Annotated in this window: 24 protein-coding genes and 1 pseudogene; 15 read left to right on the top strand and 10 right to left on the bottom strand. The window is 69.3% G+C overall.

Translation table 11 applies throughout. The annotated features are described in order from the left end of the window. The first annotated feature begins 38 nt into the window (after window positions 1-38). The 6 genes and pseudogenes from AB0L53_RS00950 to AB0L53_RS00975 form a co-directional block, all read left to right on the top strand. Window positions 39-1,388 (top strand): extracellular solute-binding protein, encoded by a 1,350-nt coding sequence (locus tag AB0L53_RS00950; RefSeq protein ID WP_363988505.1) that lies wholly within the window; start codon window positions 39-41, stop codon window positions 1,386-1,388. 51 nt (window positions 1,389-1,439) lie between these two features. Continuing rightward, window positions 1,440-2,372, top strand: coding sequence for a sugar ABC transporter permease (locus AB0L53_RS00955; protein ID WP_363988507.1), 933 nt, complete (start codon window positions 1,440-1,442; stop codon window positions 2,370-2,372). After that, the gene (locus AB0L53_RS00960) at window positions 2,369-3,259 is read left to right on the top strand and encodes a carbohydrate ABC transporter permease (RefSeq protein ID WP_363988509.1); all 891 of its coding nucleotides are present in this window, start codon (window positions 2,369-2,371) and stop codon (window positions 3,257-3,259) included. Before AB0L53_RS00955 ends, AB0L53_RS00960 begins: the two co-directional genes overlap by 4 nt. Window positions 3,260-3,266: 7 nt before the next feature. Further along, window positions 3,267-5,498, top strand: a complete 2,232-nt coding sequence (gene yicI, locus AB0L53_RS00965) for an alpha-xylosidase (RefSeq protein WP_363988511.1) — start codon at window positions 3,267-3,269, stop codon at window positions 5,496-5,498. 27 nt (window positions 5,499-5,525) lie between these two features. Further along, window positions 5,526-6,968: a GH1 family beta-glucosidase gene (locus tag AB0L53_RS00970; protein WP_363988514.1), complete on the top strand. Its 1,443-nt coding sequence runs from the start codon at window positions 5,526-5,528 to the stop codon at window positions 6,966-6,968. Between the two features lie 202 nt (window positions 6,969-7,170). Beyond that, window positions 7,171-7,503: pseudogene (locus AB0L53_RS00975) on the top strand (alcohol dehydrogenase catalytic domain-containing protein); the annotation flags it as partial. A 506-nt stretch (window positions 7,504-8,009) separates the two neighbouring features. On the opposite strand, the gene AB0L53_RS00980 reads toward AB0L53_RS00975, so the two are convergent. Beyond that, entirely contained in the window at window positions 8,010-8,243 is a 234-nt protein-coding gene (locus AB0L53_RS00980) for a cation transporter (RefSeq protein WP_363988516.1), read from the bottom strand. Between the two features lie 239 nt (window positions 8,244-8,482). Here AB0L53_RS00980 and AB0L53_RS00985 point away from each other — a divergent pair, with 239 nt between their 5' ends. Next, window positions 8,483-9,409 (top strand): helix-turn-helix transcriptional regulator, encoded by a 927-nt coding sequence (locus AB0L53_RS00985; RefSeq protein WP_363988519.1) that lies wholly within the window; start codon window positions 8,483-8,485, stop codon window positions 9,407-9,409. Window positions 9,410-9,476: 67 nt separating this feature from the next. Here AB0L53_RS00985 and AB0L53_RS00990 read toward each other — a convergent pair whose 3' ends face one another. From AB0L53_RS00990 to AB0L53_RS01000, 3 genes are all read right to left on the bottom strand, one after another. Then, a complete protein-coding gene (locus AB0L53_RS00990) occupies window positions 9,477-10,253 on the bottom strand; it encodes a helix-turn-helix domain-containing protein (RefSeq protein ID WP_363988522.1) in 777 nt (258 codons plus the stop codon). A 399-nt stretch (window positions 10,254-10,652) separates the two neighbouring features. Further along, the gene (locus AB0L53_RS00995) at window positions 10,653-11,018 is read right to left on the bottom strand and encodes an alpha/beta hydrolase (protein ID WP_363988524.1); all 366 of its coding nucleotides are present in this window, start codon (window positions 11,016-11,018) and stop codon (window positions 10,653-10,655) included. A gap of 407 nt (window positions 11,019-11,425) precedes the next feature. Next, window positions 11,426-12,028, bottom strand: a complete 603-nt coding sequence (locus tag AB0L53_RS01000; RefSeq protein ID WP_363988527.1) for a CGNR zinc finger domain-containing protein — start codon at window positions 12,026-12,028, stop codon at window positions 11,426-11,428. A 110-nt stretch (window positions 12,029-12,138) separates the two neighbouring features. Here AB0L53_RS01000 and AB0L53_RS01005 point away from each other — a divergent pair, with 110 nt between their 5' ends. The 4 genes from AB0L53_RS01005 (at window position 12,139) to AB0L53_RS01020 (ending at window position 14,248) form a co-directional block, all read left to right on the top strand. Then, a complete protein-coding gene (locus AB0L53_RS01005) occupies window positions 12,139-12,591 on the top strand; it encodes a VOC family protein (protein ID WP_363988529.1) in 453 nt (150 codons plus the stop codon). A 31-nt stretch (window positions 12,592-12,622) separates the two neighbouring features. Next, a complete protein-coding gene (locus tag AB0L53_RS01010; RefSeq protein ID WP_363988532.1) occupies window positions 12,623-13,507 on the top strand; it encodes a pyridoxamine 5'-phosphate oxidase family protein in 885 nt (294 codons plus the stop codon). 24 nt (window positions 13,508-13,531) lie between these two features. Beyond that, window positions 13,532-13,723: a ferredoxin gene (locus AB0L53_RS01015; RefSeq protein ID WP_363988534.1), complete on the top strand. Its 192-nt coding sequence runs from the start codon at window positions 13,532-13,534 to the stop codon at window positions 13,721-13,723. 69 nt (window positions 13,724-13,792) lie between these two features. After that, on the top strand, window positions 13,793-14,248 hold the full coding sequence (locus AB0L53_RS01020) for a nuclear transport factor 2 family protein (protein WP_363988537.1): 456 nt from the start codon (window positions 13,793-13,795) through the stop codon (window positions 14,246-14,248). Between the two features lie 34 nt (window positions 14,249-14,282). On the opposite strand, the gene AB0L53_RS01025 is transcribed toward AB0L53_RS01020, so the two are convergent. Genes AB0L53_RS01025 through AB0L53_RS01035 form a run of 3 tightly spaced genes read right to left on the bottom strand, consistent with a single transcriptional unit; the run spans window position 14,283 to window position 17,766 of the window. Then, the gene (locus AB0L53_RS01025) at window positions 14,283-14,411 is read right to left on the bottom strand and encodes a hypothetical protein (protein WP_363988540.1); all 129 of its coding nucleotides are present in this window, start codon (window positions 14,409-14,411) and stop codon (window positions 14,283-14,285) included. A 12-nt stretch (window positions 14,412-14,423) separates the two neighbouring features. Beyond that, a complete protein-coding gene (locus AB0L53_RS01030; protein WP_363988543.1) occupies window positions 14,424-17,216 on the bottom strand; it encodes a LuxR C-terminal-related transcriptional regulator in 2,793 nt (930 codons plus the stop codon). 22 nt (window positions 17,217-17,238) lie between these two features. After that, window positions 17,239-17,766 carry a carboxymuconolactone decarboxylase family protein gene (locus AB0L53_RS01035; protein ID WP_363988545.1) on the bottom strand — a complete coding sequence of 176 codons (528 nt, stop codon included), beginning with the start codon at window positions 17,764-17,766 and terminating at the stop codon, window positions 17,239-17,241. A gap of 58 nt (window positions 17,767-17,824) precedes the next feature. On the opposite strand from AB0L53_RS01035, the gene AB0L53_RS01040 reads away from it, so the two are divergent. The 3 genes from AB0L53_RS01040 to AB0L53_RS01050 are packed head-to-tail and all read left to right on the top strand — an operon-like array spanning window position 17,825 to window position 19,864. After that, complete coding sequence (locus tag AB0L53_RS01040; RefSeq protein ID WP_363988548.1) at window positions 17,825-18,517, top strand: GNAT family N-acetyltransferase; 693 nt, start codon at window positions 17,825-17,827, stop codon at window positions 18,515-18,517. A 25-nt stretch (window positions 18,518-18,542) separates the two neighbouring features. Then, complete coding sequence (locus tag AB0L53_RS01045; protein ID WP_357945898.1) at window positions 18,543-18,917, top strand: BlaI/MecI/CopY family transcriptional regulator; 375 nt, start codon at window positions 18,543-18,545, stop codon at window positions 18,915-18,917. Beyond that, window positions 18,914-19,864, top strand: coding sequence for a M56 family metallopeptidase (locus AB0L53_RS01050; protein WP_363988551.1), 951 nt, complete (start codon window positions 18,914-18,916; stop codon window positions 19,862-19,864). The genes AB0L53_RS01045 and AB0L53_RS01050 overlap by 4 nt, the downstream gene beginning before the upstream one ends. 101 nt (window positions 19,865-19,965) lie before the next feature. Here AB0L53_RS01050 and AB0L53_RS01055 read toward each other — a convergent pair whose 3' ends face one another. Further along, window positions 19,966-21,363, bottom strand: coding sequence for an MFS transporter (locus AB0L53_RS01055; protein WP_363988553.1), 1,398 nt, complete (start codon window positions 21,361-21,363; stop codon window positions 19,966-19,968). A 78-nt stretch (window positions 21,364-21,441) separates the two neighbouring features. Between AB0L53_RS01055 and AB0L53_RS01060 the strand changes: the two genes are divergently transcribed. Continuing rightward, window positions 21,442-22,023, top strand: a complete 582-nt coding sequence (locus AB0L53_RS01060; RefSeq protein WP_363988556.1) for a TetR/AcrR family transcriptional regulator — start codon at window positions 21,442-21,444, stop codon at window positions 22,021-22,023. Between the two features lie 106 nt (window positions 22,024-22,129). Here AB0L53_RS01060 and AB0L53_RS01065 read toward each other — a convergent pair whose 3' ends face one another. After that, entirely contained in the window at window positions 22,130-22,717 is a 588-nt protein-coding gene (locus tag AB0L53_RS01065; protein ID WP_363988559.1) for a DUF305 domain-containing protein, read from the bottom strand. A gap of 180 nt (window positions 22,718-22,897) precedes the next feature. Then, window positions 22,898-23,536 carry a DUF305 domain-containing protein gene (locus tag AB0L53_RS01070; protein WP_363988561.1) on the bottom strand — a complete coding sequence of 213 codons (639 nt, stop codon included), beginning with the start codon at window positions 23,534-23,536 and terminating at the stop codon, window positions 22,898-22,900. Window positions 23,537-23,609 lie beyond the last annotated feature (73 nt).

Below are 23,609 nucleotides of genomic sequence, written 5' to 3' on the forward strand. Positions count from 1 at the left end.
ATTCCGCCGTGGTGCACCACCCGTCCGAGGAGACCGTGATGACCCCACCGACCCCCCGACCGCGCCGTCGCTGGACGATGGCCGCCGCGCTCGCGGTCGCCCTGACGGCGAGCGTGGCCGCCTGCTCGTCCGCCGACACGCCCTCCTCGGGCACCTCGGGCACCGAGGCCGCCAAGGGCCCGGTCACGCTCCAGGTCTGGACCTGGAACCTCAAGGGCAACGATCCGCGGGCCAAGGCGATCATCGACAAGTACCACCAGGAGAACCCGAACGTCACCGTCAAGCTGTCGGAGGTCGGCGGAACCGCCGATACCGCCTCCAAGCTGCTGGCCGCCGACCAGGCCGGCGACACCCCCGACGTGGTGCAGGTGGAGTACCGCGGCCTGCCCGCCCTGGTGGTGGCCGGAGCCGTCAAAGACGTCACCGCAGACGTGGCCGGCGTCAAGTCCGGCATCGAGCCCAACATCTGGGCCCTGACCACCTTCAACAACCAGGTCTACGGCGTGCCCCAGGACATCGGGCCGATGATGTTCACCTACCGCAAGGACCTGTTCGACAAGTACGGCGCCAAGGTCCCCACCACCTGGGCCGAGTACACCAAGGCGGCCGAGCAGATCCACAAGAAGAACCCCGAGGCCTACATCGCCAGCTTCTCCGCCGCCCAGCTCGAGTTCTTCGCCGCGCAGGCCGCCCAGGCCGGCGCCCAATGGTGGAGCAACGACGGCAAGGCCTGGAAGGTCGGCATCGACAGCGAGCCGTCGCTGAAGACCGCCGACTTCTGGGAGGACCTCGTGAAGCGGGACCTGGTCAAGGTCGAGCCGCTGCTCACACCGGAATGGAACGCTCAAGTCAACGACGGCAAGCTGCTGAGCTGGGCCGCCGCCGCCTGGGCCCCCAACGTGATCCACTCGGTGGCGCCCGACACCGCCGGCAAGTGGGAGTCCGCGCCGCTGCCGCAGTGGACGGCCGGCGACCCCGCCGTCCCGTTCCTGGGCGGCTCCGCCTTCCTGGTGCCGGCCAAGTCCAAGCACGCCAAGGAGGCCGCGGCCTTCGCCGCCTGGCTCGGCGCCTCCGACGAGGGCTCCAAGCTGCAGCTCTCCCTCGACATCTACCCCGGCGGCAACGCCGGCCGCCAGGCGACCCTGAGCCACGAGCCGCCCAAGCTCATGCCGCAGCAGAAGGACTTCTACCAGGTCGCCGACCAGGTGATCAAGAACACCACCATCCCGGTGACCTGGGGACCCAACGTGAACGTGTCGCAGACCGCCTTCGGAGACGCGCTCAACAAGGCCGCGCTCAACAAGAGCTCCTTCCGCGAGGTATACAAGGCCACGCAGCAGGCAGTCGTCGCCGACCTGGAGAAGTCCGGCTACACCGTCACCAAGTAAGACGCCGAGGGCCCGTCGGGGCCCTCGGTCCAACCCCATCCTGGATGTCTCATGCCCGCCAACCCCGCTGGCCGGCGCTCGCGCCTCCGCTTCCGCGGCGCCGCCACCCCGTGGCTGTTCGCCACGCCCGCGATCGTGTTGTTCACCCTGTTTCTGATCATCCCGATCGGTTACGCGATCTACCTGAGCTTCCGCGGCTTCCGCATCGACGGCGGCGGCGCGTTCGGGCGGCGGGTGCAGACTTTCGTCGGCTTCGACAACTATCTCGCCGCGCTCACCGATCCCGAATACGTCGCCGGGCTCGGCCGGGTGCTGCTCTACGGCCTCATCTCCATTCCCAGTGTGCTGGGCCTGGCGCTGCTGTTCGCGCTACTGCTGGACACCCCCAGGGTGCGGGCACGCGGCTTCACGCGTACCGCGATCTTCCTGCCGTACGCGGTGCCCGGCGTCATCGCCAGCCTCCTGTGGGGCTTCCTCTACCTGCCCAGCACCAGCCCGCTCAACTACCTCGCCAAGCAGCTGCACGCCGGACCGCTGGACTTCTTCAGCTTTCCCACCCTGTACTTCTCCCTGGCCAACATCGCGCTGTGGTCCGGCGTCGGCTTCAACATGATCATCATCTTCACGTCGCTGCGCGCCATCCCCACCTCCATCTACGAGGCGGCCCGCATCGACGGGGCCAGTGAGCTGCAGATCGCCTGGCGCATCAAGATCCCCCTCGTGGCGCCCGCGCTCGTACTCACCGGCTTGTTCTCCGTGATCGGCACCCTGCAGTTGTACAGCGAGCCGGCCACGCTGCGGCCGATGTCGACCACCATCAGCTCCACCTGGGTGCCGCTGATGAAGATCTATCAAGAGGCGTTCATGAACGACAATCTCGGCGGGGCCGCCGCCGCCTCCGTCGTCCTGGCCCTGGGCATCCTGGTCCTGTCGATGGTGCTGCTGCGCTTCTTCCAGCGCCGTACCTTCGGGGACAACGCATGAGCGCCGCCCTCCAGAGCCGCACCGGTGATCGCCAATTCCGCAGGCGCCGCGCGGGTGCGGCGCGGCGGCCACGGCTGGCGCTGATCGTGCTGCTGCTCGGCGCGCTCTACTGCCTGGCCCCCGTGGTCTGGGTGGTCGCCGCCGCCTCGAAGACCTCGCGCGAGTTGTTCACCACCTTCTCCTTCGCGCCTGGCAGCGGGTTCTTCGACAACCTCGCCAACCTGAGCGCCTACGGCGACGGCCAGTTCTGGCAGTGGGGGCTCAACTCCCTGCTGTACGCCGGGCTCGGCGCGGTGCTGTCCACGCTGGTGTCGGCCATGGCCGGTTATGCCTTGGCCAAGTTCCGCTTCCGGGGCAGCCAAGTCCTGTTCTCGGTGATCCTCGCCGGTGTGCTGGTGCCCGGCATCGTGCTGGCCGTTCCGCAGTATCTGCTCATGGCGGCCGTCGGCCTGGCCGGGACCTACTGGTCCGTACTCCTGCCGGTGATCATCAACCCGTTCGGCATCTTCCTGTGCCGGGTCTTCGCCAACGCCGCGGTCCCCCAGAGCACGCTGGAAGCGGCCCGTCTGGACGGCGCCGGCGAGTTCCGTATCTTCGGCGGCATCGTGCTGCCCATGATGACGCAGGGGCTGGTGACGGTGTTCCTGCTGCAGTTCGTCGGCATCTGGAACAACTTCCTGCTGCCCTTCATCATGCTCTCCGACCAGGACAAATACCCCATCACCCTCGGCCTGTACACGTTCATGGGCAAGGGCGCGGGCGACGGCGACCTGTACTCGCTGGTCATCATGGGCTCGGCCGTGTCCGTCATCCCGCTGATCATTCTGGTCCTGGTCCTGCAGCGCTTCTGGCGCGCCGACCTGCTGGCCGGCGGATTGAAGGGATGATCCACTAATGAAGTTCACCGACGGTCTCTGGCAGTTGCGTCCCGGCGTCACCGCGCTGTACGCCGCCGAGGCCCACGACATCTGGGCGGAGGACGGGACGGTCACGGTGACCGCGCCCACCACCGTCATCCACCGCCGGGGCGACACGCTCAACCGGCCGGTGCTCTCGCTGACCCTGTCGTCACCGCTGCCGGACGTGATCCGCGTACGCGTCGACCACCACGTGGGAGGCGGCGAGGAACGCGGCTTCGAGCTGCCCGGCGCCGAGGACGGCCACGGCGTCGTCAAAGCGGACGACACGATCGGGGCGACGCTCACCAGCGGCGCGCTGAGCGCGACCATCGCGCCCGGAGCCCCGTGGAACCTGTCCTTCCACGGTGACGGACGCCCGCTGACCGCCAGCGGCCACAAGTCCATCGGCTACTTCCGGCTCGCCGAGGACGCGCACGTCGATTCGGCGCCGGTCGGCGCCGCCCGCTCCTCCGTCCACCTCGCCCAGCAGCTCTCGCTCGGCGTGGGCGAGGTGGTCTACGGGCTGGGCGAACGCTTCGGGCCGCTGGTCAAGAACGGCCAGACCGTGGAGATCTGGAACGCCGACGGCGGGACCTCCTCCGAGCAGGCGTACAAGAATGTGCCGTTCTACCTGACCAACCGCGGATACGGCGTCTTCGTCAACCATCCCGGGCATGTCTCGTACGAGATCGGGTCGGAGGCGGTGCAGCGCGCGCAGTTCTCGGTCGCGGGAGAGAGCCTCGAGTATTTCGTGATCTACGGGCCGACGCCCAAGCGGATCCTCGAACGCTACACCGCGCTCACCGGCCGTCCGGCCCGCCTGCCCGCGTGGTCCTACGGCCTGTGGCTGTCGACCTCGTTCACCACCGACTACGACGAGCGGACGGTGACGTCCTTCATCGACGGCATGGCCGAGCGCGACCTGCCGCTGTCGGTCTTCCACTTCGACTGCTTCTGGATGCGCGAGTTCAACTGGTGCGACTTCGCGTGGGATCCGCGCGTCTTCCCCGACCCCGAGGGCATGCTCGCCCGCCTGCGCGCGAAGGACCTGCGCGTCTGCGTGTGGATCAACCCCTACATCGCCCAGCGCTCGCCGCTGTTCGCCGAGGCCGCCGAGTGGGGCTTCCTGCTGAAGCGTCCCGACGGGTCGGTCTGGCAGTGGGACCTGTGGCAGCCCGGCATGGGGCTGGTCGACTTCACCAATCCCGACGCGACCCGGTGGTTCCAGTCCAAGCTGCGCGCACTTCAAAAGCAGGGAGTCGACGCTTTCAAAACCGACTTCGGGGAGCGCATCCCGCTCGACGTCGCCTATTTCGACGGGTCCACGCCCGAACGGATGCACAACCTCTACACCCACCTCTACAACACGGCCGTGTTCGAGGTGCTGGAGGAACAGCGCGGCCGGGGCGAGGCGGTGCTGTTCGCGCGATCGGCGACCGCCGGCGGCCAGCGGCTGCCGGTCCACTGGGGCGGCGACACGGGGTCGAGCTATGAGTCCATGGCGGAGACCCTGCGCGGCGGCCTGTCGCTCGCCTTCTCCGGCTTCTCCTTCTGGAGCCACGACATCGGCGGCTTCGAGGGCACCCCGGATCCCGGCGTCTTCAAGCGCTGGGTAGCCTTCGGGCTGATGTCCTCCCACTCGCGGCTCCACGGCTCCTCCTCCTACCGCGTGCCCTGGGCCTTCGACGAGGAGGCGGTCGAGGTGACCCGGCTGTTCACGAAACTCAAGCTCCGCCTGATGCCGTACCTGTTCCAGGTGGGCCTCCAGGCCCACGAGAGCGGGACGCCCGTCATGCGGCCGATGGCGATGGAGTTCCCCGAGGATCGCAACGTCGCCCACCTCGACACCCAGTACATGCTGGGCCCCGACCTGCTCATCGCGCCGGTCTTCAGCCCAGACGGTACGGTCGAGGTCTACCTACCGGACGGCACGTGGACGAACCATCTGACAGGCGAGCGCGTCGAAGGCGGACACTGGCGCACGGAGACGCACGGCTTCACCTCGATGCCGATCTACGTACGCGAGGGCGCCGTCCTGCCCATCGGGGCCAGGGACGACCGGCCGGACTACGACTACCTCGACGGCCTGACCCTCCGCGTGTACCCGGGACCGGACGGCGAGACCACTCTCACGGTCACCGACCAGGTGTTCACCATCACCCGCTCCGATGGCCAGGTTTCCATCTCTTCTTCCCTCGCCTCCGGCTGGACCTACGAACTCGCCTGACGGCGCCACGAAACGAGGACCCTTCATATGACGCCCGACCGCGACGACTACCGCGAATCCGGCTTGACCTTCCCCGCCGGCTTCCTCTTCGGCTCCGCCACCGCCGCGTACCAGATCGAAGGCGCGGCCGACGAGGACGGGCGCGGGCCGTCCATCTGGGACACCTTCTCCCGCACCCCCGGCAAGGTGTGGAACGGCGACACGGGAGACGTGGCCGACGACCACTACCACCGCCTCGAAGAGGATCTCGACCTCATGAGCGAGCTCGGGCTGGAGGCCTACCGCTTCTCGATCGCCTGGCCGCGCATCCAGCCCACCGGTCGCGGCCCGGCCAATCCGAAGGGGCTGGACTTCTACAGCCGCCTCGTCGACGGCCTCCTCGCCCGCGGGATCACCCCCGTCGCCACCCTCTACCACTGGGACCTGCCCCAGGCGCTCGAGGACGAGGGCGGCTGGACCGAGCGCCGGACGGCGTACGCCTTCGCCGACTACGCCCGCATCGTCGGCGAGGCGCTGGGCGACCGCGTCGCGGTATGGACGACCCTCAATGAGCCCTGGTGCTCGGCCTATCTCGGCTACGGCTCGGGCGCGCACGCCCCCGGCCGTACCGACGGCGCCGCGGCCCTCGCGGCCGTGCACCACCTCAACCTGGCGCACGGCCTGGCCGTCCAGGAGCTGCGGCGGGTGGTCACCAACGCGCCCCAATACGCGATCACCCTCAATTTCCACGTCCTGCGGGGCGAGGGTGACGGCGGCGCGGAGGCCGTGCGCCGCATCGACGCCCTGGCCAACCGCGCCTTCACCGGGCCGCTGCTGCGCGGTGAATACCCGGCCGACCTGCTCAAGGACACCGCCGGCGTCACCGACTGGTCGTTCGTCCACGAGAGTGACCTCGCGGTCATCCACCAGCCGCTCGACCTGCTCGGCGTCAACTACTACTCGACCACGACCGTACGTCTCTGGGACGGCGTGAGCCCGCGGCAGAGCAACGACGGCCACAAGGACATGGGCGGCTCGCCCTGGCCGGGGGCCGACCAGGTGGAGTTCGTCGCGCAGGCCGGACCGTACACCGACATGGGCTGGAACATCGATCCGGGCGGCCTGGAGGAGCTCCTTCTCCACCTGCACGCCGAATTCCCCGGCCAGGCCCTCATCATCACCGAGAACGGCGCGGCCTTCCCGGACGAGCTCACCGTCGAGGCCGACGGGACGCGGGCCGTGCACGACGCTCTGCGCACCGACTACCTCCGGCGCCACTTCGTGGCCGCCCACCGCGCCCTCCAGGGCGGCGTCGACCTGCGCGGGTACTTCGTGTGGTCCCTCATGGACAACTTCGAGTGGGGGTACGGCTACTCCAAGCGGTTCGGCATCGTGCACGTCGACTACGACACGCTGCGGCGTACCCCGAAGGACAGCGCGCACTGGTACCGCGACCTCATCACCGACCGCACCATCCCGGCGCTGCCCTGACTTCGCGGCCGTCCCCCACCAAAGGGCATCGGCTCGACCGGTTCATCGGTCGAGAGGGCTCGTGGGCGGGAATCCGTCTCCTGCGCGGCCGCCCAGGACGCGAGCAGACGCATACACTCCGGCGAGGGCGCCTCGCTCGAGTTTCGAGTAGTACTCGATGCTCACATCGGCCGGCGCGGCGACCTCGCTGCGCCGGAGCCCCGGACCGTCCCCGATGGGTCACGAGTACGTCGGCATCGTCGAGGAGGTCGGCAGCCAGGTCACGACGATCCGGCCTGGCCAGTTCGTGATCGGGTCCTTCTTCGCCTCCGACAACACCTGCGGGATCTGCCGGGCCGGCTACCAGAGCTCCTGCGTTCACCGGGAGCTGATGGGCCCGCTCGGCGCCCAGGCGGAGCTGCTGCGTATACCGCTCGCCGACGGCACGCTCGTCGCCACCTCGGAGATCCCCTCACCGGATCTCATTCCCAGCTTCCTGGCCGCGTCCGACGTGCTGGGCACCGGCTGGTTCGGCCCGATCGCCGCGAAGGCGGGGACGTCGGTGACGAATCCGATGTGCCCACCGGGTAGCTCGACCACGCCTCTGTCCAGGTGCCGGCCCAGCTCCACGGTCGCCTCGTAGCACGGGCGTCCCTGTGATAGGCGGCCGGCCGCAGGGATGACGCGGTCGGCGTGCGGGGCGAGCGCGGCGAGATTCACGGGGGAGCGGGCGGGTACTGGCGCAGCTCGTGCTCGAACCAGTAGGCGGCGTTGGCGTCGTTCCTGGGGGCGCGGGCCATGTGCTGCTGATCTGGGTCACGGCCTGCGCGCCGACCGCGGCCACGGTCCTCACATGGGCGGCGAAAGGCCCAAGAACCTCCGAACAGAGTGGTCCGCTACGGATGGGAGCATCAGCCTCGACTGGGGCGCCTGCGCCATGCGCACGACACCAGAAGGACGGTTCCGGCCACGGCCCCGCCGCGCCGGAGCCGTCACCTCACGCTCGGCCTCACCCTGTCCGCCGTCCTGGCCGTGGCGCTGCACGCGGGCCTACGCAGCACATCACGTTTCCACGACGTCGCAACCGGCCGCTTCCATGGCGGCCCGCACCTCCAGCTCGTTCACGGGACCGTCGGTCAGGATGCTCACCCGTGATTCGGCCGGATCGACGTCCACCCCCACAACTCCCGGCACCTGGATGAGCTCCGCCTTGACGGCGCCAAGGCAGTGCGCGCACGTCTCCGGCGACAGGCTGGCGACACGATAGGCGACAAGGCTGTACGCAACGGTGATCAATGGGATGCCTCCTCGTTCGCGGCGATGATGTTTCGCCTCACTCCCCGATCGTGCTGCAGGCCAGGGTGCTTGTGGAGGGTGCGAGAGATTCCGAAGTAGGACATGGCGGAAATCAGAACTCTTTGCTGACAAAGGGGCTTATATGCCAATGTGCAGGGTTGATCCAACATGAAGGGAGCCGGGTGGACAGCGGGGCATTTTCCGGGGACGACGGTGTTGCGCGCTCTCTGTACGCCCGCATGCGCCAGGGAGGCGAGTCGCTTTCCGAGGCCGCGGCGAAGCTGAGCCTGACAGCGGCGGACATCGACCGGGCCCGCGACGAGCTCACCCGGCTCCACCTGCTGAACCCGGAGACACAGGCCGCCGCCGACCTGACCGCGGCGCTCAATCGCAGCCTGCGAAGCAGCCATCGCATGCTCGACAACCTCGTCGAGCAGCACGTCAAGATCGCCACACTGACCAAGCACTATCTCGGCCTGCCCGAGCGGACGGACAACCACGCCGACATTGAGTTCTTCCCATGGCCCGACCACCGCCGGCAACTCCACGACCGGCTCAACGAGCTGTCCGAACTGGCCGAACACGAGGTGCTCGACATGCACCCGATCGCTGCCTGGACGCGTGAATCTCTCGACGCGGGCTTGGCACGCAGCGAGGCGAACATCCGCAACGGCGTACGAGTGCGCAGTCTGCACGCCCAGATCGCCATGGCGAACCCGCTGATCCGCGAGTACACGGTGCGGTGGCGGGAGCTGGGCATAGAGATACGGGTCACCCCGGTGATCCCCACACGCATGCTCATCTACGACCGCACGACCGCCATCGTCCAGGCCGACCCTGAAGACCTGGACGCCGGCACTGTCCTGATCCGAGGCGCGGGCGTGGTGAAATCCCTCGCGGCGATCTACGACTACTGCTGGACGACCGCCTCCGAGCCCGAGGACGTGCCCCGCTCCGCCGACGGCTCCTCACTCACCGAACAGCAGCGCGCGGTGCTGCGCATGCTGGCCGCCGGCATGAAGGACTCCGCCATCGCCCGCAGCATGGGCGTCTCCACCCGTACCGTCACCCGCGTGGTGGGCGAGCTGACGGTGCTGCTGGGAGCGGGCAGCCGCTTCCAAGCAGGCGTCCGAGCGGCCCGGCTCGGCTGGCTCGACACCCACTGACCGCACGCCGACGACCTGCACCATGTACGGGAGCGGCGAGGCACCGTCCGGGCCGATCGTCACTCCGTCAGTCGCTCAGAATATGAGCCGTGGGCTGGGGCTGCTGCCACATGTCACGGCCGTTGCTCCACAGCTCGGCGGCATGGTAGGCGAACCGGTCGAACAGGCCGTCGTCCTGGCACCGCCTCAGGTGCAACATGGGCGAGTCATGCCCGACCAGCTTGGCCAGATGAGGCGTGACAAGCATGTCCGAGTCGAACCGGAACACACTCATGGCGATGTGCGCGTCCCCGTACCGCGCCTCGATCCCGGGAACGTCGCGCAGCTGCTTGATCTCCGACAGCGTGATCCGGATACGCGTGGAGACGGTCAACGGGACGTTCTCCACTTCCTCACGGCTGCGCGTGACATCGCTCTCCGGGTCGCCGACGAGAAACCGGATCTTGCAGCCCTGCTGAGCCTTCCATTTGAGGACCTTTGCCAGGTTCGGGTGTTCCAGCCATAGGAAGTAGTTCGTGTAACCGGCGAACACGATCTCATTTCGCGCGGAGTTGATGAGGTTACGCCAAATTGATGTCGGGCATGCCGAACGATACGGATAAGTGGTCAAGACTTCCTTGTCCGGCCCCATTTTCACCGCATTGCGAATTGCGTCTGGCCATAGCACGGCTGTCTCAACTCCTAGTGCCTCTGCGGCGGCCCACTGGTGCCGCAGGTGCGGGACACGAGTCTCGTCCTGCAGCCAGCGTTCCACCGTCTTGACGTCCACGCCACACCGTTCGGCCAAATTCTGGTTCGTGACCTGGGCGTTCAGCATGGCGCTGCGTAGGGCGACGTTAGCCACGGGACACCTTGGGGTGGAGGACGCCAGGGACGTTTTGAGCGTAACGCCATAACGTCCTGGACGTCTAAATAACGCGGTTGGTTCGTCGCTCTTCAGTAAGCAGGCTGACCACATGTTCACGCCGGTAATTCTCGAAGACCTCCAGGAGACTTTTCCTGGTTGGCGCATTTGGCGCAGTTCCGCAGGACGCCTGTGGGCAACTCGAAACGGCCGACACCTATCGCCGCACGAGGTAGATCACGGTCTCTGCCAGACGGTCGACGCCGATGACATCGCCCAGCTCGCCGAGCAGTTGAGGCGGCAGGACGCCGTAGAACGAGCACTGTGAACACTCTCTACGCCGAACACTCTCTACATCGGACACTCTCTACATCGGACACTCTCTACGTCACGAGCGCCTCAACGCCGCGGCCCAGCGGCGTCCGCGGCCGTACCCGCCAGGAATCGGACGAGTAGTCCGCGGGGCTCCTCGGGGCAGTCGTCGTGGAGTGAGTGTCCGCCGCCCGGCACGGTGCGAGCTTCGGTCTGGGGCAGGCGTGTGACGAACCGCCTGGCAAGGCTCGCCGGGAAGTAGCGGTCCCGGTCGCCCCACAGCAGCAGGACGGGAGCTCGTACCAGATGGAGATCCCTTTCGGTGGCCGCCCAGTTCACCGAGCGTTCGACCCGCAGGACGTCGTCGAGCTGGGACGATCGCATCGTGCGTACGAGGTCGTCGATCCGGCCTTCGGGAACACGGTCTCGATGGGCGAAGGACTTGATCAGCATGTGCCGGATCGAGGGTCTCAGCAACCGGCGAAGGACCAGTTCGCCGACGACCGGGGGCCGCGCGAGGCGGAATTCCCACGCGTCCTTGACGTCCAGGCCGCCGGGAGCGATCTAGGCCAGGCGGGTCACGGCGTCCGGTGGAGTTCGGCGAAGCGCAGGGCGAAGCCGCCGCCCCAGGAATGACCGACGATCGCCGTACGCGCGAGGCCGTCTCCACGACCACTCCGGCCGCATCGTCCGGCATGGATCGACCACTGCTGTCGGCAACCGACTCGGCTCCTCCAGTAAGCCACTAACTCGAACATCGATGTTCAAGTTAATCGCAGAACGGGCGGGACGTCGAGGCAGGTGGCGGGTTGGGCTTCTCGATCGACGCCAGGCCGACTATGCGCCCGGGGCCATGACCATCAACCCTCGGCTCCCTGCCGGACCTTGGCGTAGTGACGGGCGGCTCGCGCCCGGTTGCCGCAACCGGGTGAGCACCACTCGCGCCGTGCGGTGTCGCGGACGAAGTACAGCACGCAGCCCGGGCCATGGCAGGCGGACAACTGCTCGCGCAGTGGCCCGGCGAACAGGTCGATGGCGTCTTCGGCCAGTGCGGCGAGGGCGGCGGCTACCGGGCGGCCCGCGGCGCGCACCGTCGTGTGCGGCTCAGGGGTGGTGCGCAACTCGCGCCAGCGCGGGGTCTGCCCCGCGTGACGATTGAGGGTCGCGACCACGTCCGCATCGGGTTCGCGGTCGTTGACGGCCGCGGCGGCGAGGGCTCGGACAGCGTCTCGGAGCTCTCTGGCCAGGCGCAGGTCACCGTCGGTCACGCCCTCGATGTCGGCGTCGGTGAGTGCGACCGCGAGGTGTGGGCGCATGTCGCGCAGCCAGGCTGCCAGGTGCTCGACGCTCCGCAAACCATCCTTGCGGCGACCTCTCACCGCGTACGTGGTGTTGCCGAGTTCGATGGACGGCGGTCCACCGAGGAACGGAGCGCCGCCATCCGCGAGGTGTGCCACTTCCACTCTTCTAACGCTATCTCCAGCTTGACACCGTTACAAACCACACGACATATTCTAATGGTCCACCTAGCGGTGAACCGTGAGAAATGACGCCTTCACACTGGAGATCCCGTATGAGCACACCGGCCCTGCAGACCGGGCACGTCGGCCTGAACGTGACCGACTTGCCGCGGTCCATCGCCTTCTACCGCCGGGTCTTCGACTTCGAGGTCATGGGCGAGCGGACCGACGGCGACCGCAGATACGCCTTCCTCGGCCGCGACGGCACCCTGCTGGTCACGTTGTGGCAGCAGAGCGGCGGTAGGTTCGCCACCGACCGGCCCGGCCTGCACCACCTGTCGTTCCAGGTGCCCGACATCGAGGCGGTTCGCCGCGCCGAGGCCACCTTGCGGGAGCTCGGCGTACAGCCGGCCTACGACGGGATCGTCCCGCACGGCGAGGGCTCCTCCTCCGGCGGTGTCTTCTTCGCCGACCCGGACGGCATCCGCCTGGAGATCTATGCGCCGAGCGGCGCCGATACCGCACCCGCGCCCACGCAGGGCGCCCCGACGTGCGGCTTCTTCTAACAGACGCGCCCGCGCCGGAAAGGGATCCCTCATGCTTCACCAAGGCGAACGCGCGGTACAGCGCCGCGCCGGTCTGACCACCGACGGCTTGGGATCAGCCGGCGTGCGGGCGACCATCCCGCCAGTGGCGGCGGAGTTCCTCAGCCGGCAGCGCCTGATGGTGCTCGCGGCCACCGACGACACCGGCGCGGCCTGGGCCGGCATGCTCACCGGCCCGCCCGGCTTCGCCACCGCCCCCGACGACCGTACCGTCATCGCCGACCGGCTTCCCGGCACCGGTGATCCGCTCGCAGACCTGTTCGACACCGAGCGGCCGGTGGGCATGCTCATGATCGAGCCGGCCACCCGGAGACGGATGCGGGTCAACGGCCGCGCCCGCCGTCACGGAGATCAGCTCCTGGTACGTACCGAACAGGTGTACTCCAACTGCCCTAAATACCTTCAAACCCGCGCCTACATCAACGACTCGCCCTCCACGCACAGGACCGCACTCGTCACCGGCGAACTCACCACCGGTCAACAGCAGTGGATCGCCGCGGCCGACACGTTCTTCATCGGCACCTATGCGGCTGGGCTCGGGGCCGACGCCTCACACCGCGGCGGCAACCCCGGCTTCGTCACAGTGACCGGCAGCCACCGGCTGACCTGGCCCGACTATGTCGGCAACTCGATGTACATGACGCTGGGCAACCTTGAGCTCGAGCCGCGCTGCGGGCTGCTGTTCCTGGACTGGGAGAACGGTCACACCCTGCACCTGACCGGCCGCGCCCGCGTCGACTGGGACCAGGACCGGGCGGCCGCGGTGCCCGGCGCGCAACGGCTGATCGACTTCGACGTCGAAAGAGTCATCCAGATCGCCGATGGCCTCCCCCAGCGATGGTCCTTCGAGAAGTACTCCAGGTTCAATCCCGCCTGAACGCCCCGCGGCTGAAAGAGACCCATGCGCGTCCGTGTCGACATGACCCTGTGCCAGACCCACGCCCAGTGCGTGTTCGCCGCCCCGGAGGTCTTCGCCCTCAACGACGATGACGAGCTGGTGTACGACGCCATGCCCACCGACGCCCATTGGCCCGCCATCGAGGAGGCGGCCCGCGCCTGCCCCGTACAGGCCATCTATCTGGACGGGGACTGACTCCGGTAGCTGAGGCGGGTAGAGCACTGGAACACCCACCTACCGTCACTTGCCGACCAAGGAGCACAAATGACCCGTCCACCTGTCCCGCCCTTCACCGCCGAGACCGCGCACGCCAAGGTGCAGGCCGCTGAGGACGCCTGGAACACCCGCGATCCGGAGCGGGTGGCACTCGCCTACACGCCGGACTCCACCTGGCGCAATCGCGACGAGTTCGTCACCGGCCGAGCGGAGATCATCGCGTTCCTGACCCGCAAGTGGGCCAAGGAACTCGACTACGCGCTCCGCAAGGATCTCTGGGCGTTCACCGGCGACCGGATCGCCGTCCGTTTCCAGTACGAATGCCACGACGCCGACGGACGATGGTGGCGCAGCTATGGCAACGAGCTCTGGGAGTTCGACGCCGATGGGCTGATGCGACGGCGCGAGGCGAGCATCAACGACCTCCAGATCACCGCCGAGGAGCGCCGCATCTTCGGCCCACGCCAAGCCAGTGATCAAGGCATGTCCATGCCGCTCGCATAGGCCCAGAACTGCCACAACGAGCTGGCCGATGGTGTCACCCGGCCGTGTGCGCGAGGATGGCGGCGGCCAACTCCTCGTGCACCTCGGGCGGCGGTGTGTGCCCCATGCCCGCCAGGATCGGCGCGTCCGTCTCGGCGCCGAACTCTTCGCTCCAGATGTTCACCTTTCGCCTGCCTCACAGCATGTCGTCTGCGGCTACGGGCGCCTTCCGCAGAACTACCAGTCGCGCCAGATCCGTACGGGAGCCGATGCCCAGCTTCGGATAGATCTTGTACAGGTGATATTCGACCGTGCGCGGGCTCAGGAAGAGCTGGGCGGCGATCTGCTTGCTCGACAACCCATCGGCGACCAGGCCCGCGATACGCAGCTCCTGCGGGGTCAGCGCGTCGAGCACGGCCGCGGGCGAGGCCTGCCCGCTCTCCCCCGCCGCCCGCAACTCCTCCTGCGCGCGCCGCGCCCACGGCCGGGCGCCCGCCCGTTCGAACGTCTCCCACGCCGTCCGCAGATGCGTCCGCGCCTCGCCCGGCCGCTGCGTCCGGCGCAGGCGCTCACCCAGCAGCAGGGCCGTCCTGGCCGCCTCGAACGGGTTGGTGTGCAGCCGCAGCGCCTCGCCGAGGGCGTCCTCGGACGACTCGACCAGGCCCCGGCAACGGGCCAGCAGGGCGTGCGACTCGGCCGTAGCGGCGTGCGTCGACCACTGCTCGTACGCGGCCAGCACCGCCTGGGCGCCCGCCTCGTCGCCCGCGCCCACGGCGGCCTCGACGCGGTCCGGGGCCGTACGCCACACCACGGTCGGATGCCCGGCGCCCGGCCCTGCCGCGGTGATGGCCGTGAAACGGTCGTGCGCCGCCGCGAACCGGCCCAGGCACAGGTCGAGCAGCGCCAGCGCGTACGACGCGACACCCGCACGCAACCCGACCCGGTGCGGGACAGCGATGGCCAGCGCCTCGCGGGCCTGCCGCTCGCAGAGCTCCTCCTCGCCCCGTAGCGCCGCCACCACCGCCAGGTTGGCCAGGTGCGCGGCCACCGTGTTCTCGTACCCGGCCTCACGAGCCAGCTCCAGGCCCTCCTCGGAGACGGCCTGGCTGCGCGCCAGCCGCCCCGCGATGCGCTCGGCCGTCGCCACGAACTCCAGCACGACCGGCAGCTGGCCGCTCATCCCCGACACCCTGGCCACCTGCCCGGCCCGATCGGCCATCTCGGCGGCCAGGTCTCCCTCGCCCAGGTAGCTGGCCGCGGCCGCCGCCCACAGGTACCCCGCCGCGTCCTCCAGTTCACCGACCCGGGCCAGCGCCCGCCGCAGCAAGCCCGGCCCGGCGGCGTCGCCGTCCAGCGTCAGGCCGATCCCGGCCACCGTGTCCCGCAGGAAGCCCTCAGGATGCGCCGCGGCCCGCCGGCCGAGCTCGGCGATGGCCGCCGTGTCGCCGACGTACGAGGCCGCCTCCACGGCATCGGCCAGCATGTCCAGGCTCTCACCCGCCGCCAGGATCCGTACGGCTTCGGCGGCGTTGCCCGAGTTCAGCTCGAACCGGCCCCGGAGCTGGGCGATCTCCATGGCGAGCATGGCGTCCCCGCCGGCCCGTTCGCGCGCCTCTGCCAGCAGCGACTCCGCCTGTCCCGGACGGCCGCCGAGCCAGGCCGCGACGGCGGCGTCCTTCAGGCGGACGGCACGAGCGCGTGGCTCGGGGGTCAACTCGGCGGCCCGGGCCAGGGCGGTGGCGGCGGCGCCGTACCCGCCACGGTCACGCGCCCGCTCCGCGGCGGCCACCAGCGCGGCGGCGACCTGCTCGTCCTGGCCCAGGGCCGCTTCGGCCAGGTGCCAGGCGCGGCGGTCATCCGAGGCCAGCTCCGCGAGGACGGCGTGCACGCGGCGGACGTCGGCGGGGGCGGCCGCCTCGTGCACCGCGGATCGGATGAGCGGATGACGGAAGCGCACGCTCGTGCCCGACACCCCGGCCAACCCGGACTCCTCCAGCTCAGCCAGCGCCACCCGCGTGCTCGTACCGGGCCGAACCGCTTGCTCGGCAAACGCCGCCCGCATGCTCGTACCGGCCCGAACCGCTTGCTCGGCGAACAGCCGGTCGGTGGCGCGCAGGATCAGGTCAAGGTCGGCCTCGACGGCGGCGGCCAGGGCGACCAGCCGAGCAGGGGCGGACAGCGCGGCCACCCGATCACCGAAGAGCCGGGCACCACCGGGCAGCGGGTCAGGCAGTGGTTCGCGCCCGGCGAGCTGCGCGCGCGTCAGGCGAGCGGCGACCTCGCCCAGGGCGAGCGGGTTCGCGCGGGTCAACGAGACAAGCTCGCGTGCCACCTGGGCGGGCAGCACACCGCAGCGGGACTCCAGCAACTCGGCCGCGGCGGACTCGGACAGGCCGCGCACGTCCATCGTCAGCGGCACACCCTTGACAGCGGCGTCCTCGCGCACGGCGAACAACATCGCGATCCGTTCCGTCCCCAGCCGCCTGGCGGCGAACAGCAGCGCGTCGGCCGAAGCCCGGTCCACCCACTGGAAGTCGTCGACCACGCAGATCAGCCCGTCCGGCGCGGCAGCCTCGGCCAGCAGCGAGAGCACGCCGGCCCCCACCAGGAACCGATCGCCCACACTGCCCGCGGCAAGCCCCAAGGCCGCGCTCACAGCCACGCGCTGCGGCTCGGGCAGCGCGTCGAGCGAGCCGGTCACCGGCCACAGCACCTGGTGCAGCGCCGCGAACGCGAGGTCGGACTCCGACTCGACGCCAGTGGTCCGCAACACCCGCATCGCGCCACCGCGCGCGGCCGCCGCGTCAAGCAGGGCGGTCTTGCCCGCCCCCGCCTTGCCCCGCAACACCACCGCACTCCCGACGCCATCACGGGCCCGCGCGATCACCTCGTCGAGTGCGCTGATCTCCACAGATCTTCCATAAAGCACAAACACCCACTGTAGGAGGCCTCGGATGATCGCTCCCGCCGACCGCAGGCCCGGCCTCACCCGTTAGGCCCGTATCTGCGACCTACGCGGTCTCTTCTGCCGGCTCCAAGCCCACCAGGAGGTTGAAAGCACCGGTCAGGAGATTGAGGGCGACGACGCCCACGATCTCCGCCACGATCCGGTCGCTCCAGCCATGCGCCCGCACCTCCGCGACGTCCTCATCCGTGATCGCCGACGGCTCGGCCAGCACACGTACGGCCAGGGCGATGAGCGCCGCCTCCCTGGCGTCGGTGGACGTGCCCTGCCGGGCCAGCGCGATGTCGCTCTCGCTGAGCCCCGCCGCGCGCCCGCCCTCGGCATGCGCCTGAAGGCAATGGCCGCAGCCGATCCATTCCTGCACGGCGAGCGAGATCTTCTCGCTGAGCGCGCGCGGCAGCTTGACGCGCTTCATGGCGCGCGAGAGGTCCAGGTATCCCTGCAGCAGCGCGGGTGAGTGGGCCATGGTGGCGACCATGTCGCCCACGCCGCCCCTCCTGCTGATGATGTCGTTCAGCAGCTCTCTGGATTTCTCCGGCGCCGCAGCGGGATCGAGGGGGGCCAACCGTCGCATATGTCCTCCTAAGGTTTCTCGAATACCCTACCCCCCTAATGTATAAAGGAGGAAGGCGATGGAGCGACGGCTCATGGAGCACCTGTCCTGCTGGCTTGGCGGCCGACCTGCCACGAGCGGGCTGGACATCATCGGCTCACCCGGGCGCGGTAGCCCTGGATGGGACGGCAAGATCCACCCGGCCTTGGGAGTCGCAAGCCCGGAGGGCGGCGTGTTGTCGGTCCCGGCCGAGCACGCCGCGACCGTGGCGGAGCAGTACGCCAAGGACGACAAGGACCTCACCGCATTGGGACCACGGATCCCAGCCCTGGTCGGCTTTCCCGAGCGCGGCTGGTTCACCGCCGTCTATCGGTGGACCACACACCCACCACCTTTCCCTGACGCAGGCGTCTGGGTACCCGCCGATTCCCCGGAGACCCCCGACTGGCTGCGGCCTTTCGGCGGGGACGTCCTGATCGCCACAGATCCGGCAACCGGCGAACACCTGGCGGGAGTGGGGATCAAACGACACGACGCCCACGGGCACGAACTCGCCGTCGTGACCGCCCCCCAAGCACGCGGCCGTGGCCTGGCGCGCGGGCTCGTCGCCCAGGCGGCCCGGCGGGTGCTGGACGAAGGCGCGATCCCCACCTACATGCATGATCCCGCGAACCTCGCCTCCGCCGCGGTCGCCGAGGCGGCGGGCTTCAGCGACCTGGGGTGGCTCGCCTTCGGCGCGACCGAGGCTCGCCAGCGCCAGCGAGCGGTATGACTACGATCGCCGGTAGGATCAGTGCATGATACGAGGCCTGGGTGAGCTCGAATCCACGATCATGGATTGGTTGTGGGCACGGCGCCGACCGGCTTCCGTACGCGACGTGCTGGAGGGTCTGCGCCAGGAGCGGGTGATCGCGTACACCACGGTGATGACCGTGATGGACAACCTGCACACCAAGGGCCTGCTCAAGCGCCGGCCCGTCGGCCGGGCCTACGTCTACGAGACGGTGGCGTCGAAGGAGGCCTATACCGCCGGCCTGATGCGCAGCGCGCTGGCGGGCAGCGGCAACCAGGCCGCCACGCTCGTGCACTTCCTTGAGCAGCTCACGCCAGAGGAGGCCGCAGCGCTGGAGGCGGCGTTGCAGGTGTTCCCGCCCCGCGGAAGGCCGGCATGATCGCCGCCATCGTCCTGGTGCTCTACACGATCGTCGCCGCCATCTGGCTGCCCGAGCTGGGCCGGCGGGCGGCGCGCTGGGCCGAGCGGGCGCCGCGGCTGGCGATCGTGTTGTGGCAGGCGGCCGGCGTGTCGGTGGTCGCCTCGGCGGTGCTGGCCGCGCTGGCCTTCGCCGTGCCCGCGGACGTCGTCGGGCACGGCTTGGCCGAGCTGTTCGCGATCTGCGCCGACATGCTGAGCGACGGTTCCGGCCTGACGTGGACGAGCGCCGTGGCGCTGTCGGCGGCTGCCCTCCTCCTGGCCAGGGCCGCCTACTGTGGCGCGGCGGTGCTGCTCAGAGCCCACGTCGAACGTCGTGAGCACGCGGCCATGCTCAACCTCCTGGGCCGGCATGACAGTGACCTGGGCGCGGTGGTGATCGACTACGACGAGCGACTGGCCTACTGCGTGCCCGGCAGGCGCGCCAAGATGGTCATCACCACGGGTGCGCTGCACACCCTGGCGCCCGAGCAGGTCACCGCGGTCCTGGAGCACGAGCGTGCGCATCTCCGCGGCCGCCATCACCTCGTGCTGGCCGCCGCCGAAGCCCTGGCCAGGGCGTTTCCCGGCGTCCCGCTGTTCGAGCGGGCCAGGACGGAGATCACCCGGCTGATCGAACTGTTGGCCGACGACGTCGCCGCCCGCCGCCACCCCCGCGCGCAGATCGCCGCCGCGCTGGTCCGCCTGGCCACCGGCCGAGCGCCCGCCTTCACGCTCGGCGCGGGCGGCGAAACGGCGCTCACCCGGGTACGCCGCATGCTCAACCCCGAGGCGCCGCTCCGCCGCCGAGAACGCCTGGCCGGGCTGGCGGCGGTCGCCGTACTACTGGGCGGGCCCGCGATGGTCGCGCTGGTGCCCGGCGTCAGCTCCTTCCTCGCCCATCACTGCCATTCGCTCTTCATGCTCTGATCTACGGTCTGCCCTAGTAGACCAACCTCACCACGGTGGTGCTGGCCGTGGCGTTGGCCTTCGTGTTCGGCTACGCGCTGACCATGCGCGGCGTGCCGCTTTCATGCCGCTGGATCCTTTCTGCCGGGGAAGAAGGTGATCGCGAGGGCGGCACACAGCGCCATCAGGACGGCGGACAAGACGAAGGCGAGGCCGTACCCGTCGGTGAGCGCCGCGCTCAGCGGCGTCCCCGACTGGAGCCGATCATCGGCACGGGCGGCGGCCGCGGTCGCCAGGACCGCCAGCCCGAGCGCGCCACCGAGCTGGGCACTGACGTTGAGCACCGCGGCGGCCACACCGCTCTCGGACGACGGCACGCCGGACAGCGCGGCATCGGTGAGCGGCACGATCATGATCCCGTGTCCGACGCCCACGACCACCATGGGCACGATCAGGCTCACGAGCAGCCCGGCATCCGGCGAGATCCAGGCCAGCGGCAGCAGTCCAGCGGCGGCGACCAGCGCGCCGAACGCCAGGACCGGCCGCGCGCCCAGGCGGCGGACCAGCAACGGGCCGAGCCACGAGGCACCGACCATGACGACGGTCATCGGCACGTACGCCAGACCCGTCACCAGCGCCGAAAACCCGAGTACCTCCTGCATGAACAAGGTGGCCAGGTAGAACAGGCCGAACAGAGCACTGGCCCGTACCACTTGGATCAGGTTGGCCCCCGCCACGGAGCGGATGCGGAACAGCCTGAAATCGACGACCGGCCGCCGCGCGACGGCGTTCTCGTGGACGGCGAAGTAGCCCAGCAACGCCGCCCCGACGAGCAGGAGCCACCATTCCGCGCGCAGTACCGCGTAGATCAGTAGCCCGACCCCCACCGTGACGATCGCCGCCCCCACGACATCGAACCCCCGGCCCGATCGGGGCTCGCCACGCGCGGGCAGAACACGGCCTGCCACCACCACCAGCAGCACGCCGACCGGCACATTGATGAAGAAGATCCACCGCCAGCCCGGCCCGTCGGCGAGCAGCCCGCCCGCGACCAGTCCCAGCGCGCTGCTCACCGCCGTAGCCGTCCCCCACACCGCCAGCGCGCGGCTGCGCGGCCGCCCCTCGGGGAAGATCAAGGTGATCATGGCCAGGGTCATCGGCGCGACCAGCGCGGCCGCCAGCCCTTGCACGGCCCGGCCCCCGACCAGCACCCCGGCGCTCGGCGCCAGCCCCGCCACCAGCGACGCCCCGGTGAACAGCGCGATGCCGCCCACCAGGACCCGCCGGTGGCCGAGCAGATCGCCCAGCCTCCCGCCGAGCAACAGAAAGCCGCCAAAGGGCACCATGTACGCGTTCACCACCCAGGACAGATCAGCCGCCGAGAAGGCCAGCTCGTCCTTGATCGCGGGTAACGCCACGTTCACCACCGTGCTGTCGACGGCGTCCAGCACTTGCGCCAGGCACAACGCGACCAAGGCCACCACATGCCCCCGCGTCCACACGAACTCCCGCGTCTCCATATCCCTCCTCAGAATGAACACTCGCTCATACGGTATGAGCGGGTGTTCATTCTGGCAAGTTCGGTAAACTCCGGAGCCATGTCACCGCGCGGCGTCACCATTCCTGAGGTACGACAGCAGCTCTTCGACGCCGCCGAGCAGATCCTGCTGCGCGGGGGGCCATCCGGGCTGACCAGCCGGGCGATCACCCTGGAGGCCGGGGTCGCCGCCGGACTGCTGCACAACCACTTCGGCGACCTGGACAGCTTCCTGGCCGCGCTCTTCATCGACCGGGCGCGGGCGGCGAACGGACGCCTCCGAGAGCTGGCCGCCCACGCCGGATCGGGGACCGTGGTGGACAACGTGATGGCGACCATCGAGCCGCTGCTCGCCGGCAACCTGCTCGCGCTGGGCGGGCTCGCCTTGGCCAGGCCGTCCATAGTGAGCAAGCTGGGCACGCACGGCGAGGGGGCGCTGGAGCTGGATGCGAACGAGTGCGTGATCGCCGATTACCTCGAGGCCGAGCAACGACTCGGCCGCATCCCCGACGGCGCCGACACCGCCTCAATCGCGCTCGCCCTGGTCGGGGCGGCGCATCAACTCCTGCTGACGCGCGGCCCGGACGCGCCGGACCTGCGCGAGCGCATACGCCGCGTGGCGGATGCCCTCCTCACCCGCTGACGCCCCCGCGTGACGGACGCGCTTCTCCCCCGACGAAGCCCAGCGGCCCGTCGCGCTATCGGAGTCTCACGCTCCTCGCCCTGCTGCGATCCAGTGGCCCGTGGCGCTATTGGAGGCGCGCGAGGATCTTCTGCATCTGTTCCACTTCGGCCTGCTGCCCGGTCTCGATGGTGTCGGCGAGCCGCTTCGCCTCCTGGTTCTTCCCGCGTTCCCGCTCGGTGCGCGCCATGGTGATCGCGCCCTTGTGGTGAGCGATCATCATCCGGAGGAATGCCTTGTCGAACTGGGCGCCCTTGGCGTCTTCCAGCTTCTTCATGTCCTCAGCGGACATCATCCCGGGCATGTCATGCCCCATACCCTGGTCCATGCCGCCGGACGGCAGCGGCTTGCCCCAGTCGGTGAGCCAGCCCTTCATGGTCTGGATCTCCGGATCCTGAGCCGCCTTGATCTTCGCCGACAGCTCCTTGACCTCCTTGTCGGACGCCCGCGTCTCGGCCAGCTCGGCCATCTCCACCGCCTGCTCGTGGTGCGGGATCATCATCTGCGCGAACATCACGTCCGCGTCGTTGAATCCGGCTCCCGGCTGTGCGCTCGTCGTCGGCGTCGCGGCCGCCGGCACGACGTTGGGAAGGGCGGACGCGCTCCGGCCCGCCGTCATGCCGCCGCAGGCAGCGAGCAGTAGCGCTCCCGTCACCAAGGAAACGCCATTCGTGACCGCTGGTTTGATGATCATCCCCGCTGAACCCCCCGATCGCAGGACATCAACCTGTGAGGAGGGGCTCCTACCCTGCCTAGAAGGGCTCTCACCAGCGCGTTTCGCCCCGGGCGACGAGCCTGGCCGGCTGCCCGGCGACCGGGCAGCCGGCACTCGCCGCTAGAGCCGGTCGAGGATCTTCTTCATCTGTTCCACTTCGGCCTGCTGCCCGGTCTCGATGGCCTTGGCCAGCTCCTTCGCCTCAGGGTTGGAACCCTGGGACTGCTCGGTGCGCGCCATGTCGATCGCGCCGTTGTGGTGGGCGATCATCAGCTCGGCGAACCGCTTGTCGAACGCGGTGCCCTTGGCGTCTTCCAGCTTCTTCATGTCCTCTGCGGACATCATCCCGGGCATGTCATGCCCCATACCCTGGTCCATGCCGCCGGACGGCAGCGGCTTGCCCCAGTCGGTGAGCCAGCCCTTCATGGTCTGGATCTCCGGATCCTGAGCCGCCTTGATCTTCGCCGACAGCTCCTTGACCTCCTTGTCGGACGCCCGCGTCTCGGCCAGCTCGGCCATCTCCACCGCCTGCTGGTGGTGCGGGATCATCATCTGCGCGAACATCACGTCCGCGTCGTTGAACGTCGCCGCCGCCTGAGCACTCGCTTGAGCGCTCGCCGACGTGGCGGCCGGAGCGCTGGACATGGTGGACATGTCCTTCCCGTCCATCGAGGCGCTGTCCGTACCACCGCACGCGGTCAGCAGGATCAGCGCGGCACCCGAGGTGGCGACGACGGCGGAGAATTTCCCGATATTCATGAACATGGTGGTCTCTCTGAAGATTGACGTGCATGGCTGATACCTCCCGGACGACCCTGGGGATCGTCCGCAG

It is taken from the genome of Nonomuraea sp. NPDC052129, from assembly GCF_040680095.1.
Taxonomy (GTDB): Bacteria; Actinomycetota; Actinomycetes; order Streptosporangiales; family Streptosporangiaceae; genus Nonomuraea.

What these genes read in the sequence shown, in the direction of transcription:
- AB0L53_RS00985 (WP_363988519.1), top strand. Translation starts at nt 8,483, where the DNA reads ATGCGCCAGGGAGGCGAGTCGCTTTCCGAGGCCGCGGCGAAGCTGAGC.
- AB0L53_RS00970 (WP_363988514.1), top strand. Translation starts at nt 5,526, where the DNA reads ATGACGCCCGACCGCGACGACTACCGCGAATCCGGCTTGACCTTCCCC.
- AB0L53_RS01055 (WP_363988553.1), bottom strand. Translation starts at nt 21,363, where the DNA reads ATGGAGACGCGGGAGTTCGTGTGGACGCGGGGGCATGTGGTGGCCTTG.
- AB0L53_RS01050 (WP_363988551.1), top strand. Translation starts at nt 18,914, where the DNA reads ATGATCGCCGCCATCGTCCTGGTGCTCTACACGATCGTCGCCGCCATC.
- AB0L53_RS01005 (WP_363988529.1), top strand. Translation starts at nt 12,139, where the DNA reads ATGAGCACACCGGCCCTGCAGACCGGGCACGTCGGCCTGAACGTGACC.
- AB0L53_RS01045 (WP_357945898.1), top strand. Translation starts at nt 18,543, where the DNA reads ATGATACGAGGCCTGGGTGAGCTCGAATCCACGATCATGGATTGGTTG.
- AB0L53_RS00960 (WP_363988509.1), top strand. Translation starts at nt 2,369, where the DNA reads ATGAGCGCCGCCCTCCAGAGCCGCACCGGTGATCGCCAATTCCGCAGG.
- AB0L53_RS00950 (WP_363988505.1), top strand. Translation starts at nt 39, where the DNA reads ATGACCCCACCGACCCCCCGACCGCGCCGTCGCTGGACGATGGCCGCC.
- AB0L53_RS01035 (WP_363988545.1), bottom strand. Translation starts at nt 17,766, where the DNA reads ATGCGACGGTTGGCCCCCCTCGATCCCGCTGCGGCGCCGGAGAAATCC.
- AB0L53_RS01010 (WP_363988532.1), top strand. Translation starts at nt 12,623, where the DNA reads ATGCTTCACCAAGGCGAACGCGCGGTACAGCGCCGCGCCGGTCTGACC.
- yicI (WP_363988511.1), top strand. Translation starts at nt 3,267, where the DNA reads ATGAAGTTCACCGACGGTCTCTGGCAGTTGCGTCCCGGCGTCACCGCG.
- AB0L53_RS01020 (WP_363988537.1), top strand. Translation starts at nt 13,793, where the DNA reads ATGACCCGTCCACCTGTCCCGCCCTTCACCGCCGAGACCGCGCACGCC.
- AB0L53_RS01070 (WP_363988561.1), bottom strand. Translation starts at nt 23,536, where the DNA reads ATGAATATCGGGAAATTCTCCGCCGTCGTCGCCACCTCGGGTGCCGCG.
- AB0L53_RS01040 (WP_363988548.1), top strand. Translation starts at nt 17,825, where the DNA reads ATGGAGCGACGGCTCATGGAGCACCTGTCCTGCTGGCTTGGCGGCCGA.
- AB0L53_RS01015 (WP_363988534.1), top strand. Translation starts at nt 13,532, where the DNA reads ATGCGCGTCCGTGTCGACATGACCCTGTGCCAGACCCACGCCCAGTGC.
- AB0L53_RS01060 (WP_363988556.1), top strand. Translation starts at nt 21,442, where the DNA reads ATGTCACCGCGCGGCGTCACCATTCCTGAGGTACGACAGCAGCTCTTC.
- AB0L53_RS00995 (WP_363988524.1), bottom strand. Translation starts at nt 11,018, where the DNA reads ATGCTGATCAAGTCCTTCGCCCATCGAGACCGTGTTCCCGAAGGCCGG.
- AB0L53_RS00955 (WP_363988507.1), top strand. Translation starts at nt 1,440, where the DNA reads ATGCCCGCCAACCCCGCTGGCCGGCGCTCGCGCCTCCGCTTCCGCGGC.